The organism is Brevibacillus sp. FSL K6-6036 (assembly GCF_037964015.1).
GTDB lineage: Bacteria > Bacillota > Bacilli > Brevibacillales > Brevibacillaceae > Brevibacillus > Brevibacillus borstelensis.
The window spans coordinates 3,815,929-3,831,839 of sequence record NZ_CP150173.1; the positions used below are offsets into that span (position 1 = coordinate 3,815,929).

At 55.4% G+C, this 15,911-nt stretch carries 14 protein-coding genes; 2 read left to right on the forward strand and 12 right to left on the reverse strand.

All coding sequences use genetic code 11. The features are described from left to right. Positions 1–20: 20 nt before the first annotated feature. The 6 genes from phnW to NST37_RS19175 all read right to left on the reverse strand — a co-directional run bounded on the left by phnW (position 21) and on the right by NST37_RS19175 (position 6,836). A complete protein-coding gene (gene phnW / locus NST37_RS19150; protein ID WP_122957880.1) occupies positions 21–1,163 on the reverse strand; it encodes a 2-aminoethylphosphonate--pyruvate transaminase in 1,143 nt (380 codons plus the stop codon). Further along, positions 1,160–1,957, reverse strand: a complete 798-nt coding sequence (gene phnX / locus NST37_RS19155) for a phosphonoacetaldehyde hydrolase (protein ID WP_024983908.1) — start codon at positions 1,955–1,957, stop codon at positions 1,160–1,162. The genes phnW and phnX overlap by 4 nt, the downstream gene beginning before the upstream one ends. A 100-nt stretch (positions 1,958–2,057) precedes the next feature. After that, complete coding sequence (locus NST37_RS19160; RefSeq protein WP_339185662.1) at positions 2,058–3,890, reverse strand: putative 2-aminoethylphosphonate ABC transporter permease subunit; 1,833 nt, start codon at positions 3,888–3,890, stop codon at positions 2,058–2,060. 5 nt (positions 3,891–3,895) lie between these two features. Then, positions 3,896–4,945: an ATP-binding cassette domain-containing protein gene (locus NST37_RS19165; protein WP_031931878.1), complete on the reverse strand. Its 1,050-nt coding sequence runs from the start codon at positions 4,943–4,945 to the stop codon at positions 3,896–3,898. A gap of 13 nt (positions 4,946–4,958) precedes the next feature. Continuing rightward, positions 4,959–6,047, reverse strand: coding sequence for a putative 2-aminoethylphosphonate ABC transporter substrate-binding protein (locus NST37_RS19170; protein WP_024983905.1), 1,089 nt, complete (start codon positions 6,045–6,047; stop codon positions 4,959–4,961). A gap of 270 nt (positions 6,048–6,317) precedes the next feature. Then, the gene (locus NST37_RS19175; protein ID WP_003388924.1) at positions 6,318–6,836 is read right to left on the reverse strand and encodes a DJ-1/PfpI family protein; all 519 of its coding nucleotides are present in this window, start codon (positions 6,834–6,836) and stop codon (positions 6,318–6,320) included. Positions 6,837–6,977: 141 nt separating this feature from the next. Between NST37_RS19175 and NST37_RS19180 the strand changes: the two genes are divergently transcribed. Continuing rightward, entirely contained in the window at positions 6,978–7,361 is a 384-nt protein-coding gene (locus NST37_RS19180) for a helix-turn-helix domain-containing protein (RefSeq protein WP_003388923.1), read from the forward strand. Between the two features lie 80 nt (positions 7,362–7,441). Here the strand turns inward: NST37_RS19180 and NST37_RS19185 are convergent, their stop codons facing one another. After that, entirely contained in the window at positions 7,442–7,915 is a 474-nt protein-coding gene (locus tag NST37_RS19185; protein WP_003388922.1) for a DinB family protein, read from the reverse strand. A gap of 144 nt (positions 7,916–8,059) precedes the next feature. On the opposite strand from NST37_RS19185, the gene NST37_RS19190 reads away from it, so the two are divergent. Continuing rightward, on the forward strand, positions 8,060–8,977 hold the full coding sequence (locus NST37_RS19190; protein ID WP_024983904.1) for a LysR family transcriptional regulator: 918 nt from the start codon (positions 8,060–8,062) through the stop codon (positions 8,975–8,977). A 112-nt stretch (positions 8,978–9,089) separates the two neighbouring features. Here NST37_RS19190 and NST37_RS19195 read toward each other — a convergent pair whose 3' ends face one another. The 5 genes from NST37_RS19195 to NST37_RS19215 all read right to left on the reverse strand — a co-directional run bounded on the left by NST37_RS19195 (position 9,090) and on the right by NST37_RS19215 (position 15,877). Continuing rightward, complete coding sequence (locus NST37_RS19195) at positions 9,090–9,794, reverse strand: aspartate/glutamate racemase family protein (RefSeq protein WP_024983903.1); 705 nt, start codon at positions 9,792–9,794, stop codon at positions 9,090–9,092. Between the two features lie 44 nt (positions 9,795–9,838). Continuing rightward, on the reverse strand, positions 9,839–10,576 hold the full coding sequence (locus tag NST37_RS19200; RefSeq protein WP_024983902.1) for a PIG-L deacetylase family protein: 738 nt from the start codon (positions 10,574–10,576) through the stop codon (positions 9,839–9,841). Positions 10,577–10,586: 10 nt separating this feature from the next. Then, entirely contained in the window at positions 10,587–11,642 is a 1,056-nt protein-coding gene (locus tag NST37_RS19205; RefSeq protein ID WP_339186801.1) for a BadF/BadG/BcrA/BcrD ATPase family protein, read from the reverse strand. Further along, positions 11,642–13,150 carry an argininosuccinate lyase gene (gene argH / locus NST37_RS19210; RefSeq protein WP_003388917.1) on the reverse strand — a complete coding sequence of 503 codons (1,509 nt, stop codon included), beginning with the start codon at positions 13,148–13,150 and terminating at the stop codon, positions 11,642–11,644. Before argH ends, NST37_RS19205 begins: the two co-directional genes overlap by 1 nt. Positions 13,151–13,327: 177 nt before the next feature. Next, complete coding sequence (locus NST37_RS19215) at positions 13,328–15,877, reverse strand: NEW3 domain-containing protein (protein ID WP_081924258.1); 2,550 nt, start codon at positions 15,875–15,877, stop codon at positions 13,328–13,330. Positions 15,878–15,911 lie beyond the last annotated feature (34 nt).

A 15,911-nucleotide genomic window follows, 5' to 3' on the forward strand; every position in this document is an offset into this window, starting at 1 on the left:
CCACGGCCGCCTCTCTCTTCTTACCGCCAATACATACTGGTTTTAACAGCCTGGACCAATCTGTCGATGTCTTCGGCGTACACTTCTCCGATATTCCCGATGCGGAAGGTCTCCGCCTGCGAAATTTTCCCCGGATAGATGACAAACCCGGCCTGTTTCAAGCGTTCGTAAAACGTTTCAAAGCGGAACTCCGGGTGATCGGGATAGCGAAACGAGGTGATGATCGGCGACTGCCAGCGAGCCGGAAGCAGACAGGAAAAGCCGAGGCCCTCCATTCCTTCAACGAGCAGGCGCTGGTTGTCCGCATAGCGCTTGTTTCTCGCTCCGACGCCTCCCTCTTGCTCCAGCTCCACGAGCGCCTGATAAAAAGCCCGAACGGTGTGGGTCGGAGAGGTAAACCGCCACTTTCCGCCTTGCTTTTCCATCGTTTCCCACTGGTCGTACAGATCGAGCGAGAGGGAGCGCGCCTGTCCTTTGCACGCCTCTAGCGACGCCGTTTTGGCGATGACAAAGCCAAATCCGGGGACGCCCTGGATGCACTTGTTGGCGCTGCTGACGAGAAAATCAGCCCCCAGCTCTGCCGCGTCGAGAGGTATTCCGCCGAAGCTGCTCATCGCATCGACGATCAGGATCTTGTTGAAACGCTTCACGGCATGCGCCATTTGTTCAAGCGGATTGAGCATCCCCGTCGTCGTCTCGCAATGAACGACGGCTACATGCGTAATCGCCGTATCTTGTTCCAGCTTTTCCGCGAGGCTGTCCGGGTTCACCGGCTCCATTTCCCCGAAGGCCATCCTCGCCATCGGAATCCCGTGCACGTTTGCGATTTTGGCGATGCGGTCTCCGTAGGCGCCATTGGTCAATACAAGCAGCTTGCCGTCCTTTGGGACAGCCGAGCTGATCACCGCTTCCACGCAAAAGGTTCCGCTGCCCTGAATCAGGACAGACGTATAGCCGTCCGGCTTCGCGGCAGCCAGAGAAACAAGCCTGCGGCGGATGCTTTGGACCAATTGGTTGTAATCGTCGTCCCAGGTGCACCAGTCTCGGAGCATGGCGGCACGGACGCTGGGCGAGGTGGACAGCGGTCCCGGCGTCAGCAGCAGGTATGGATTATCCGGTCCGCTTTCTGTTTTGGCGAGCAGTTTGCTTTTCTTGGCTGTCATGGCTTTTCACCACCCGCCAGACGATCTACGATTTCATCCAGCACCTCGTCCAATTTGCCGATTTCATCAATGATGAAGTGTGCACCCGCCTGTCTGAATCGCTCTGCTGCTTCTGCGGCTTTTTGTGCAAGCAAGACCGGATCGGCTGCTGCCACCTGTTCACGCGACCAGCCCAGCTCGCTCCCGCCTTTTACGACTCCGACCGTCCACATGCCGGCATTTTTGCCCTCCCGTATATCGCTTACGGTATCTCCTACCTTTACCATTGCGCTCATCGGATAGACTCCCAGCAGCTTTGCATTTTCATAACACATCCATGGCTCCGGCCGGCCAGCGGGAACTTCGTCGGAAGCGACAATCGCATCTGGCGCATATCCTCGCTCCCGGGCTGCTGCTGCCACAATCTTCATCATTTCGGCGGTATAACCAGTCGTTGAGCCTATCTTCAAGCCGCGCTCGCGCAGCCGCTCTGCCAATTCCACCGCTCCCGGGACCGGCAGCGCATACTTTTCCAAGACGGTAACCATCATCGGCTCAAACTCTGCATACAGAGCGTCCACATCCGTCTCGTCCGGCTTCTTGCCGTAGAGCTTTTCCCACTGCGTGCAAATCCGCTCCATCCGGCAGATCGCCCGGATGTGATCGCGCTTCAGCAAGCCCATCGGCACGCGGGCCTCCTCCGGCGTGACATCGATCCCCCGTCGCTTGAATACCTCGATAAATACAGCGAGCGGTGCAAAACAACCGTAGTCAATCATCGTTCCCGCCCAATCAAACACAACTGCTTTCAACACATGTTCACCAGCTTTCTCGCGTTATCTCGTACATATAAGTCCTGTCAACCGAACGGCGCTGCTGGATGCAATGCCTTTGTGGACAGCATGTTTTTACACGTTATCTTTCCTGCCATTTGTTTGTCCGCTTTTTCAAAAGAAACGAAATCCACTCTGCGCAGCCGCGGGCAATGATATTGATCACGACGATCAGAACGGACATGGCCGCAGCCGGGGCAACGTCTCCGGCATCGTCCATATTGACGATCGCCACGGAGGCCAGCTTGAAGTCTGCCGCGTAGAGGAAAACCACCGCAGAGATCGTGACCATCGCATTTATAAAAAAGTAGACAGCCATCTCGATGATAGCGGGCAGGCACAGCGGCACAGTGACTCGCCAAAATGTTTTGTACTGGGGAATTCCCATCGATTCCGCAGCCGCTTCAAATTCCGGGTCCAGCTTTTTCAGTGCAGTCGTGGCCGTAATGAAGGCCACGGAGAAAAAGTGAACGACATTGGCCAGCACCAGTATCCAGATCGTTCCGTACATACTGTGCAAAGGATTCGCCGGATTGTTGAAAAAGAAAATGTACGCAAGCCCAATGACCAGGCCCGGCAAAGCGAGCGGCAGCACGGACAAAAAGTAGCCTGCCTGGCGAAGCCTGTTCCATACCTGCATTTTCTCCAGGACGTAAGCCGCGACAAAGGTGAAGACTGTCCCGATTCCGGCCGTCCAGAGGGCGATTTTCACACTGTTGTACAAGGTTTCCATCCCCGCTCCCGCTGCCTGCGAGAAGTCGTAATGGCCGAGAGTAAAGGTCAGGTTGTACGGCCATACCTTGATAAACGACGCCAGGACGACCGCTCCCATCAAGAGCAGCAGCAGACTGGTGACTCCCAGGCAATAGAGAAAGAATAGCGTGTCACGAAGCTTGTTTTCCTTGATCTGATAGGGCAGCGACTTGGACGTGACAGCAGCGTTTTGCTTTCGCTGCACGATCCGGTCCACGACAAAGGCCAGCAGGGCAGGCGCGATCAACAAAAGGCCGACGGTCGCTCCCATCGTCATGTTTTGCTGGCCGATCACCTGTTTGTACACATCTATCGCCAATACGGAATACTGCCCGCCTACGACTTTGGGCGCCCCAAAATCGGTGAATGACAGTGTAAACGAAACAAAAGCCGAGCTGATCAAGCCGTATTTGACGCCGGGGATGGTAACTGTCCAAAACTTTCGCCAGCCTCGCGCTCCGAGGGTATCTGCCGCCTCGTACAGGCGGTAGTCGGCAAAGGCCAGCGAGACGGCCAAAATCAGGTAGGCTTGCGGAAACACGTAGACGATTTCCGCGAGCACGATCCCGGTGGCACCGTACAGCTCCATATCCCAGGAAAACGGCAGCAGCCCGAAAATTCCGGTCGTGATCAACCCTTGATTGCCAAAGAGATAGGTAAGCCCGATCCCGTGCATCATCGTCGGGGCAAACAGCGGCAAGAGAGCAATGGAACGAAACCACGCCTTGCCCTTCATCCTGGTGCGTGTCAAGGCGTAGGCAAACAAAAAAGCGAGCGCAACCGCCAAAATCGTCGTCATGCAAGAGATGTACAGCGTATTGGTAAAAGACTGGACGAGCGACGGTGTGGAAAAATAGGCGATGAAATTGGAAAGGCCTGCAAAGCGTCCCTGTTCGTCCCAAAAGGCTCGGACAAACAATGTCAGCAAGGGCCACAGCACAACGACCCCCAGGACCATAACGAGCAAGGCAAGGACGCCCTTTTGCCAGGCTTTGTCGATCCCGCCCCTCTTTATCGCTTCCCCCTGGCTCCCCGCATCGAAGATCGTTTCCTTGCTGGCGCTATTGCGGGCGCTGCTGTCCACATCCATGCGCAGGTCTTCACGGGTCCCCTCCTGCTTGGCCTTGTCCGCTTCCCTTTTTGCGTGCAGCCATGTCTCCATTTTCCTCACCCTGCACCCTTCCAAGCGTCCCGTTCAAATACCAGCAGCTTTTCCAGGGGAAGCTCCAGCAGTACCTTTTGATCACGCTTTACTCTCATTCGCTGCGCCGATGCGGCAGGCAAATCAATCGTCAGGCGAAGAGGAATTGTTGCTTCCTGCTCATCCTGCACTTGCAAAAACAAGCGGTAAAACGAACCGCGGAACTCTACGCTTTCGACGACGGCAGGGATACCGCACTCCGTCTCGTGATCCAGCAGACGAACATGCTCGGGACGAATCGCCAAAAGCGCGTTTGCATCCGGGAGATGACCGACAAAACGGGTTCCCTCAAAAAAGTTGATCGCTCCGATGAAATCGGCGACAAACGGGCTGCCCGGCCGATTGTACACATCTTCCGGCGTCCCGATCTGAACCACCTCCCCGTGGTCCATCACGACAATTTTATCGGCCATGGTCAAAGCTTCATCCTGATCGTGGGTAACCATGATCGTAGTCATGCCTGTTTCTTCATGAAGACGCCGAATCTCGCGGCGGAGCTTTTGACGGACCTTGGCGTCCAGCGCGGACAACGGCTCGTCCAGCAGCAGTACATCGGGGGCGAGCGCAATGGCCCGGGCTAAAGCCACTCGCTGCTGCTGACCGCCAGAGAGCTGGGCCGGATATTTGCCTCCCGCCTGCTCCAGATCGACCATCGCCAATACCTCCGCCACCTTTTCCTTGATGGCGGTCCGCGTCCATTTTTTCTCCCGCAAGCCAAACGCGACGTTCTCGGCAACGGTCAGGTTCGGGAACAAGGCATAGGATTGAAACATCATCGCGATTCCCCGCTCCGCCGGGGGGCGGGTGGTAATATCTTGTCCGTGCAGTTCGATGCGGCCTGTCGTCGGCTGCTCCAGTCCGGCCAAAATCCGTAGCAGCGTTGATTTTCCGCAGCCGCTGGGGCCGAGCAGGCAGATAAATTCATGCTGGCTGATGGCAAAGGAAACATGCTCGAGCGCGGTGTACAATCCAAAACGCTTGCTCACGCCCTGGATGGATAAATAGGATTGTGTCATGTTCGCACTCCTCTTAGTTCGCAGGCTCGCTTTTTTGGTTGAAACGCTTCTCCCACTCAGCCAGCACCTTGTCGCGGTTCTCAGCCGATTTTTTCAGGTCGTTTTTGATCAATTGCTGCAGCGGATCGACCGTATAGCCCTCCGGAATCTGGCTGCTTGCCCCTTTGACGCTGACGATGGCAAAGTTCTTGTTGTACTCCTTCATCGCTTCATCAGAAATCGCCCAGTCCAGAAATTGCTTTGCTGCCGGTTTGATCGTTTGCTTTTTCACCAGGGCGTTTGCTTCCACATCCCAGCCCGAGCCCTCTTTCGGGAAGACGACTTCGACCGGCGCTCCCTTTTGCTTTTCGGTAATGGAGCGGTAGCCAAACGAAATGCCGATCGGGTACTCGCCGGAAGCAGCCATTTTTGCCGGCTTGGAGCCGGAGTGGGTATAGACAGCCATGTTTTCATGCAATTTGTCCAGATAGGCCCAGCCTTCTTCCTCGCCCTTCAATTGGAGCAAGGCGGAAACAGTCAGGTAGCCGGTGCCCGACGATGCCGGATTGGGCATGACGATCATTCCCTTGTACTCCGGCCTGATCAGGTCTTCGTAGGACTGCGGAATGGGGAGGTTCTTCTTCGCCAGCTCAACCGTATTCACAGCAAACGCAGTCTCCCAGGCATCTATGCCTACCCAATGGGCCGGCTCCTGCGTGTCTTTGAACTCGGGAGCGACCCGCTCGATTCCTTTCGGCGAGTACCCTTCCAGCATGCCATGCTGATCCAGCACCAGCAGACTGGTAGCCGCTACTCCCCAGATCACGTCAGCCTGCGGATTGTCTTTTTCCGCCAAGAGCTTGGCGGTAATCACGCCGGTAGAATCGCGGACGATATTGATTTTTGTCTCCGGGTGCTTCTGCTTGAAGGATTCCAGATACGACTTGATCTGGTCATCTTCTAACGCCGTGTAGACGGTGAGCTCGGATGAACCTGATGCTGCACCTCCTGCAGAGACTGTGGATTGCTGTGATTGTGTTTGTGTCCCTGAAGCCTGACCGCAACCTGCGGCGACAGGAAGCAGCAACAAGGACGCAAGCAAAGGATGGAACCAACGCATCATATGAACCTCTCCCTCTCTTTTCAGAACCTTTCATCACCTCTCATGATACGGGCTGTTTGTAAATCACGTGTGAATCAAGTATTAAGAAATTGTTTTTACTTTGTTTTTGTTGTTTTTTATTGTAACTTAGTTGACCAATTAAAGAAAGACCAGCCCCAAACATGCACAAACATGTTTGAAGCTGGCCGATAGCTTGCTGCCTTATCTGGTTTTCGAGAGACAGTCTTTACGTTTTTTACCGGATTTCGACACAAACCTGGACTAGCCAGCTTAGGCCAATGCTTTCACCAGGCTTTGTCCAAATTCCACAGCTCCGTCTGGACCGTCGCTCGTAATCACGTCTTTGTGTGCCACAACGTGCTCGGCTACGTACTCTACGTTGTTTGCAGCCAGCTCGGAGATCATCACGTCAACAGGGTAGCACGTACCTTTGCGCCCGGAAAGCAAGCCTGTCTTTGCGACCACTACCGAACCTGCGCAGATGCCGGAAACGAGAATGTTCTGGTCATACGCTTGTTTCAAATAGCTGATCAGCTCCTGGTTTCCCCACAGATGGTCGATGGTTCCGGAACCGCCAATCACCGCTACGACATCATAGTCGCTTGCCGACACTTCCGAGAAGATGACCTCGGCTTCCGCTTTTCCCGCGTTGTCTCCTGTGATCACACCCGTTTTTGTACTGGCAACGGTCACTTCGATACCGGCTTTTTGCAGTTCTTCTTTCGGTCTGAACAGCTCATCCTCGTTGAAACGGTCTGGTGGTATGATAAGCAATGCTTTTTTCGCCATGATATAATGTCCTCCTTGATCGTGAACAAGTGTTCAAAAGATACTCTCATCCTATCGTCATTTGCCCATGGCGGGAAGCATGCACTTTTTTGTTCGATGGTTACAAAAATGTTACTATTGGAGAAGGAGGCGTAGGAAGCGATGTCAGACAAATTGCGAAAAGAAATTCAGGAAAAGCTCAAAAATGGCGATTTCAATTGTGAAAAGGAGCTTACACTGTCCATCATCAGCGGAAAATGGAAGGTCGTCATTTTGTGGCACTTGGGTGTTGAGGGGCCGCATCGGTTTAGCGACCTCCAGAGGCTGTTTCCGAAAATATCCCATAAAATGTTGACCAATCAACTCCGCGAGCTGATGGAAGACGGGATCGTTCATAGAGAGGTATACCCGGAAGTTCCCCCGAAGGTCGAGTACTCCATGACTGAGCTCGGCATGACGCTGCTGCCGATCGTCGAGATGATGTATGAATGGGGAAAAAAGCGGATGGCGGATTTAAAGCAACAGATCCATGCTTCCGAGGTCTAGGCAACACGTCCATTCGTTATAGAAGCATATGAACATGACATGGAAAAACGCTTGGAGACCATCCAAGCGTTTTCTTGCGTTTATTTCCCGTATTGCACGACTTTCAGCAAGCTGGAAATGGTTGAGGAATGCATCGCTTCATGGACGATGGCAAAGTTCACGACCTCGCCGACTGTTGTAAAACGGAGCGGTCCCATTTCCACCGGCGACTTCAGCGGTTCCTCGAGCTTGCCGGGAGCTATCTCTGCGATGCGGGCAAGCTGCTCGGACAAGTGCTCGACAAGCTCTTCTTTTGTTGGAGGCTCAGCGGTCCAATCGGACGGCTTCGTCCCCGTATTGAACAAGGCAGCATACGACTCCGGAAGGCGTGAGGTGTCCGGGAAGCCCAGGGAGAGAAAGGATTCCAGGCAAAAGACGATATGGCCGACATTCCATCTGATCGTATTGGTAAACTGTGGAGGTTGAGCATCGAACAGCTCCTCGGGGATGGATTGAACCTGGTGCAGGACGATTTGCCGAACAGATTTTGCGGTGTTGACAATGTTTTGAGACATAAGACCATTCCTCCATTCATTCTCCGTTATTGACTGTGTGCTTCCTGTCAAAACAACTGTACCCTTTTCAAAAAAACTCTACAATCGCCAGTTTCCGATTATAATGATTACTGAAAGTGATGATAACTGCGGGGAGAGGGATACATGGAGCTGCGACAATTGGAGTACTTTATCGCTGTTTGCGAGGAGATGCATTTTTCCAGGGCATCCGAGAAGCTTTGCACCACACAGTCCAATCTCAGCCAACAGATCAAGCTTTTGGAGAGCGAGTTAGGCGTCCCGCTCTTTGATCGCATGGGTAAAAGAATCGCGATGACAGAAGCAGGGAAAGTGTTGCTGGAACAAAGCCGCCATGTTTTTTCCCATCTTGCCTATGCCCGCGACGCCATTGCCGAAATGAAAAATGTGCAAGGCGGAACGCTCACGATCGGGGTTCTGCCCGGAGATGCGGATCTTCTCTTTGATGCTCTGCTTGTGGAATTCCACCGAACCTACCCGCAATTGTCTTTATCCGTCATCGAATCCACGAAGGTTTTGGAGCAGGTCATCAGCGGCACTATCGACATTGGCGTCACGACCACGCCTCCCCCCGCTGAACGAATGACCGTGCTGCCGTTATTTCACGAAGAATTTGCCTTGGCTATCCGTGCAGACCACCCGCTCGCCAAGGAAAAAGCGATCCCCTTTGCCGGGCTGCAGCACTTGAAAATGGTGATGTTTCCCCCGGATCATCAAGTCAGGCAAGTGATCAGCCGTTATTGTCTCCAGGAAGGTTTCCGTCTGCAGCCGCATATCGAAACGACCACCCTGTCCTCTCTGCTCACACTGGTGGAGCAGGGGATCGGTGCATGCGTACTGCCCCGACTGCTGCTGGAAAATCTCAACCGAAAAGAGATCGCGATCATCTCGCTTCTGGATCCGACGCCTTGCCAGGACATCTGTATCGTCCATCGTTCGGACAGATACATGGGATTTGCAGCCCGAACGTTTATCGATACGTTGACTGCCTATATCCAGACAGCGATCGCCCATACCAAAAAACACTCCAAATCGGTTACATAAGCTGCCGGATAAGGTCAGCAAAGCCTGAGCCGCTTTTCGAACAGGTCGAAAACGCGGACTCTCCATAATCGGCTGCCACAAAAAAGGAGGGGATTGCGTCATCCCCTCCTTTTTATTCGGCATCGTCCCCGAGAGCGTAGCGGACAGCGGCTTCCGCGTGAATCCGGGTGGTGTCAAAAACGGGCACGGCACAGTCTTGCTGCCCGATCAAAAGGCCGATTTCCGTGCAGCCCAGGATGATTCCCTCGGCCCCCTGCTCGATCAGGCGTCGGATTATTTCCAGATACCTGCCTTTCGACTCTTCCCGGATTACTCCCTGGCATAGCTCCGTGTAAATAATTTCATGCACGGCTTCCCGTTCCTCCGCAGAAGGAATGAGCACGTCCAAGCCGTGCTTGTCCCTCAGCCTTCCCGTGTAAAACTCCTCTTCCATCGTAAAACGGGTGGCAAGCAGGCCCACTCTCGTTAAACCGGCAGCCTTGATGGAGTGAGCCGTAGCGTCAGCGATATGGATAAAGGGAAGCGGGACGAGTGTCTCGATCTTCTCCGCGACCTTGTGCATCGTATTTGTGCAAAGCACAATCATATCGGCACCGGCGGCCTCCAGTCTTTGGGCTGCACGCACCATTTCCCGGCCCAGTTCCGCCCATTCTCCCTGATGCTGCAAATGCGCAATTTCTGCGAAATCAACGGAGAACAGCAGGCATTTGGCAGAATGCAAATTTCCTCTTTCCGCCTTTACGGCCTCATTCAGCAAACGATAATACACCGCGGAGGACTCCCAGCTCATCCCGCCGATCAATCCAATCGTCTTCATTAGCCCGCTCCCCCTTCACCAATTTGTTTTCCCTTAGTATAAGTCTACAGGTGGATCAAGGGAATCTCTTTCTCGGGGGAAACCGGAGTGACGGCCCTGCCTCTCTCTCGCACCAGTGTATAGTATTCGTAACAACCGATTACGCTGCTGTCTCCGTTCATTACGCCCGGATAAGCCCGATTGACCGAGTATTCCTGGCTTTGATGGGCACGCAGCGCTTCCGCTTTTTGTTCACGGTATAGCGTGATGTCCACCTTTCCTGTAATGGGGACGGCCGGCCTCGGTCCCTTGTCGGGGCAATGGTCGTAGTAATGCGGAATGGATACGAAATAGAGCGAGGGGTATTCCCCGTTTTGCAGTTGCTGTTCCGCCCGTTCCACTGCGGCAACGGTAGCATTGGAGGCGGCGATATGATCGGGATGCCCGGTCACGCCGTCCGGCGGAAACGTGACTACCACGTTTGGTTTCCAATCCACGATCAACTGGCAAATGCGCTCTGCAAGCTCTTCCGGCTCCACTGCTGACAATCCGCCATCCGGATAACGGAGCAGCTCCAGCTTTCCGATCCCCAAAACGTCGGCTGCACGCGCAAGCTCCTGCTCCCGATGCCGGGCCAGCTCTTCCCGGCAGTTGATGGGAAACGGACCAGGACGCCCCTTGCAGCCGGACGTGACGCAAACGAGACACGTTTCATGTCCAGCGTCCCGGCACCTTGCCAATGTTCCGGCACATGCAAAAGATTCGTCGTCGGGATGGGGAAACACAAACATCCATCGTTTCATGCTTTTCACCTCAATGTCTCTCGGTTCTCCCTTTGAGATATGCCAATCCTTTGGCGATTACACCGTAAATAGGTTCGTTTTGAGCCTTGTCGATCACAACCTGGGGAGCCGCCGAGCGGATTCGCTGCATGACGATCGAACGGACCCGCTCATCGTTTTGCAAGACGCCTCCCTGAAGGATCATTTTGAACGGCTCTCTGCCCATGCCCAGCCGCTCCATCACTGCTCTGGCCGCAAGAAACAGCTCTTCTCCCGCCCTCTCCAAAATGCCGAGGGCAACAGAGTCTCCACGGTCGGCTGCCTGGCTGACGAGAAGAGAGAGCTCCCCGAGCTTGTCGACGGAGTATTCCGAACCGTATGTCCAGTTAAACAGCTCTTCTACGTGAGCAAGACCGATATGCGGCAGCAGCAGGTCTGTCAGTACAGTCTGGCTTCCGCGTCCATCCGCTGCCCTCAGCACAGCCGTAACGGCCTGTTTGCCGATCCAGTAGCCGCTCCCTTCGTCTCCGACCCGATGGCCCCAACCGCCTGATCGGGCCGTTTCGCCAGCCTTGTTGACACCGAAGGCGATCGAACCGGTACCAGCAATGACGAGAATTCCCGGCTCCCCGTTTGTGGCCCCCAAAAGGGCGGCGAAGCCGTCGTTTTCCACCAGCAAATGGCGCACATGTACTTGCAGCTTTTGCAAGACGGCAACCACCATTTCCGTAATCACGCGCCGGTCGTATTCGGTATCCAGTCCGGCCAGTCCAAACACCGCGCATTCAATTTCCAGCGTTTCCTTCCCAAGCGCAGGGCTGTTCTCCCGAGTCTGGCGATCGCTGGAGCGGCGAGTCGATGGAGGTTCGTCTGCGCTCGCTGTCTCCTGCCGGACTCCGGCTTCCTGCAGCGCTGCCCGTATCGCCGCCTCCAGCTCCCGGGCTGCCAGCTCTTTGCCAATCCCCTGGTAGTTGCAGGAGCCCGCACGACCCGTAGCCACGATCTGTTGCGAGTCGTCAACCAATACGGCCAGACACTTTGTTCCCCCGCCGTCTACGGCCAAGAGGGGAATGCGTGTCACGGTCATCATGCTTCACTCCATTCGGACGTGATCTGATCAAGATAGCTCATAGCTTGCCGAACTGTTTCCTTCTCCGCTGCAAGCCAGGCCGAGTCGGTTTGGCCTTCTTGCTTGCGATGGGTGATCATGCGTCTCATTTCATCTGGGCTGGGACCCCCGGGTAGCTTGCGGATCGCCACAAAATGAACGGGATCAAGCGCCTGCCTGAGCTCTTGCTCGGTCAGACTCATGTTTCTTCCGATAACGGCCTGTGCCGCCTCCTGAACGAGATCGAGCCCGATCTCATCGGCCCGAAGTCCGCGTGCCATCGCTTCTTTTACCACTCTGCTGACGATGTGGTGGGAGGTGCGGAAAGACAGGCGGTCCGTCCGAACAAGGGTATCAGCCAGCTCCGTTACCGTGGCAAAGCTGCCCTTGGCCCGCTCCAGCAAGCCCTGTTTGTTGACGTCCATCGTCCCTACCACGCAGGCCATCAGCCGGTACATCTGATCGAGGACAGACAGGCTGCGCCATGCGTACGGCTGCATGTCGTCCTCCGTATCGACGATGTCGCCGAACGGAGTGTTGTGCATCATCGTCAAAACGGTACTGGCGTTGCCAGCCGCCGACGACAGCAGGGACCGCATGTGTTCGAAAGAGACGGGATTTCGCTTCTGCGGCATGATCGAACTGATCTGTACATAGGGGCTTGCCACTTTCAATACGGCAAACTCCTGTGTACACCACTGCAGCATATCCTGAACGGTACGTCCCAGGTTGATCGATGCCAGCTGCACAGCCGTAGCGACTTCACCCAAATAGTCGGCGCCTCCGATCGCATCGTATGCATTCTCTACCAGCTCGTCAAAGGCCAGCAGCTTCATCACCCGCTCCCGGCTGATCGGGAAACCGGACGTCGTCAGTGCTGCCGCCCCCATCGGGCTGCGGTTGCAGGTCCGATACGCGCTGATCAGCCTGCGGATATCCCGCGTCAGCGAATCGACCACGGCCATGATATAGTGGGCCATGGTCGTCGGCTGAGCCTGCTGTGTATGCGTATACCCGATCATGACCGTTTCCGCGTGTTCATCTGCAAACCGGAGCAATTGCTCTTTCAGGGCGATAGCTGACGATAGTGTCACCAGCAATTTCTCGCGCAGTACCATGCGATAAATGGTGACACCCATGTCATTGCGGCTGCGGGCCAGATGCAGATTGCCCGCGACGTCACCCGCCAGCTCCAGAAGCTTGCTCTCCACCTGAAAGAACAAATCCTCAAATTGTCCCGTGTACGAGGAGCGACGCAGCTCTTCCAGATCGATGCCGCGCAGCGAACGGGCGATCTGTTTGGCCTCTCCATCCGTGATCAGCTCCTGCTCGCGAAGCATGATGAGATGGGCCTTGTTGATCGCCATCATCGGCGTCAAAAGATGGGTTTTGGCTTCCGTAAAGGCTGGCTCCAATACTGCTTCGACATACGTCTTTCCAGGGAAGTGGTCCCCCTCCTGCTGAAAGATCCGTTCTTTGGTATCCATCGGTGTTTCTCCTTCCGGCCATTTCTTTATTTTTTAGAGGATATACGTTCTTCGGTTAAAGCTTCCCCAAGGCTGGAAACAGGGAGGACAGCCGGCAAACGGCAGCCTCCCGCTTCTCTCGCCTTTCTTGTCTGCGTCGGGTATCCCGCATTTTCTTTGCGATCGCTTGCTGTATATTTATTGCTTCAGACTGGCCATGTTGACAAACAGCCGGATCGCCCCCGGCACCAGCGCAGGTATTTCACGGTACCAGACGAGCGAGCTGTACGTATACGTCCCTTTTCCGTATGTGGCGGTGAGGAACGTACCGGTAAACTCCTTCTCGCCCGGATCGCCATTTTTGATCAGCTCCACATATTCCTTCGCCCATTTGGACGGATTGTAGGCGGAACGGTCCTGAATCCAATGATTCCAGTCTTCGTCCGTGATTTTGTTGGGCGTGTTGAAGATCGGATGCTCAGGCGCCAGCATCGTCACTTTGGAATTCTCGTCCGTCACGCGCCATTGGATCAGCGGCGTCCCGATGGTGATCGGATACGGCGCCAGCTCCGGCTTCCATTTGTCTTCCGGCTTGTGGTACTGCACCACCAGGTTGCCTCCGTCCTCCACGTATTTGAGCAGGCGGGCATTGCTCGGAATCAGCTCCGGCCGGAATCCGTAGGCGCGGATGCCCAGCACGATCGAATCGTACTGACTCAGATCGCCCGATTCGATGTCTTTGGCGCTGAGCGAAACGACGTCCACCCCGACTTGGCGCAAGTATTGGTCGATGTTGTCAAAGCCGCTGGAGACGTACCCGACCTTCAAGCCCTCCGGCACGTTCAGATCAAAGGCCTGGATCGCAACCTCTGCCGGTTGGACAAAGTATGTGGTGCCGATATGCGGATAGCGGATCACCTGGGCGCCTTGGCGGCTTTCCTTTCCGTTTCCGCGGGCGACAGCCGTTACCTTGTATTGGCCCGGCTTTACCGAAGATCCCGGCTTCACCGTAAACGCTGCCGATTTGGTCTCACCTTTGGCCGCGAAGGAAACAGGCACGGACTTCGGTTCAGCAGACCAGCCATCCGGCAGCTCCAGCGAAATGGCGGAATTGGCTGCTCCCGGATTGTAGTTTTTGACTGTCACCTTGACCGAGATCGGCTCTTCCGGCTTGAGCGTATTCAGCACGGTCGCGCCCGGGCTGACCGACAGGGCAAAGCCGGGCAGCACGGCCACCGCGTCAGCAGGAACGACGTGAGTGACAGAAGCCGTTTCAAAGGCAGTGACCGCAACATCCGCCGTGATCAAAGGCTCTTGATACGGCTGGAACAAAGACGCGTTGCTTGGCACCGTCACCTCGAATTCGGCTTTTGCCGTCTGGTTATATCCGAGACCGTTTACGCTGGTCGGACCTGTTGCCCGCGCCTTCCATCCTTCCGGGACATGCAAGCTCAGCTTCACCTGACTCCATTTCACCTGGCCGCCATTATAAGCCGTTACGGTTACTTTGGCCGTCTGTCCCGCGACCAGCTCGCCCGTCTCCGGGCGCACCTTGGCTACGAGCGACAACGCTTCCGCACTCGCTTTGCTGAGCTGGTTTTCTTTTACCTCCAGCCGATGCAGCACATCCTGCTTCACTGCGCGCTCCAGACCGGATGCCTCCACAGCCGCCTTTGTTTTCCTGACGTCGGCCAGCATCGCGTGGACTTCTTCTGCCACCCTGGCGAAGCTCGGATAGGCGGCGATCACCCGGTCGGCATCCTTTTGCAGCGCGGACAGCTCCGCTGCCAGCTTGCCACCGCCTGCGGCTTTCTTCACTTCCTCGGCAAGATCGTCAAATGTATAGGCAATGCCTTCAAAGAAATCGGGTTCTTTTTCCTTTGCTGTGTTCCCTGTATTCTCCGGGACGACCGACTTTTCCAGCTTGTAGTAATTGTAGCTCGGGCCTTCGTCGTAGTGCCGCCCCATCCCCTGGCTCTTGTGCATAAACCGGGATTCCTCGCCCAGTTGCAGATACGAGGCTCCGTAAATCTCGTCATACTCGCCTACAGGCACTCTGACGTCATAGTCCTTTGCCGACGCCGGGACGTACAGCTTTTTGACCTGCCACGGCGAAAGCCCCTGGGCCAGATGCTCGGGAAACACGCTCGGGTCGGCTGCGTCCTCAAACGCTCTGACCGTGATGACATTGATGGCGCGATGATGTCCGTGCGTAGAAGGCTCGTTCAGGAAAGCGGGAATGACTACGTCAGGTCTCAGCTCCCGGATTTTCCGGATCAGCCGTTCATAGACCTCCTCTTCTCCCCATTTGGAAAGGGTCTCGTCCGGGCTTTTGGAGAAGCCGAAATCGTAGACGGGATCATCAATCTGTTCGCTGAGGATGCCCAGCGTCACATTGGTGACCTTGGACGCCTCCTGCAGCTCCCTCGTGCGGATGATGCCGAGCGCATTGCCCAGCTCGCTGCCGATCTCGTTCTGTCCGCCTTCGCCGCGATTGGCGATGATGCTGGACGTGTCCACTCCCTTGCCCAGCGACAGGTACGCCAGCATTGCGCTGTGCTCGTCGTCGGGATGCGCGCCTGTGTTCATGGCGCTGGCAATCGTGGTCAGCGGCTTGATCGCTTTCCACAGGTCGACGACACCGCGGTCGGCATGAGCGGTCTGGGGCGCCAGCGGCAGGACGAGACTGCCGGCCAGCGCGACGGCTGTAGTGACGGAAAACAGCTTGGCAAAAGTCCCCTTTTTCAATGAACCCTCCTCCATTTCCTCTGTAAGATGATCT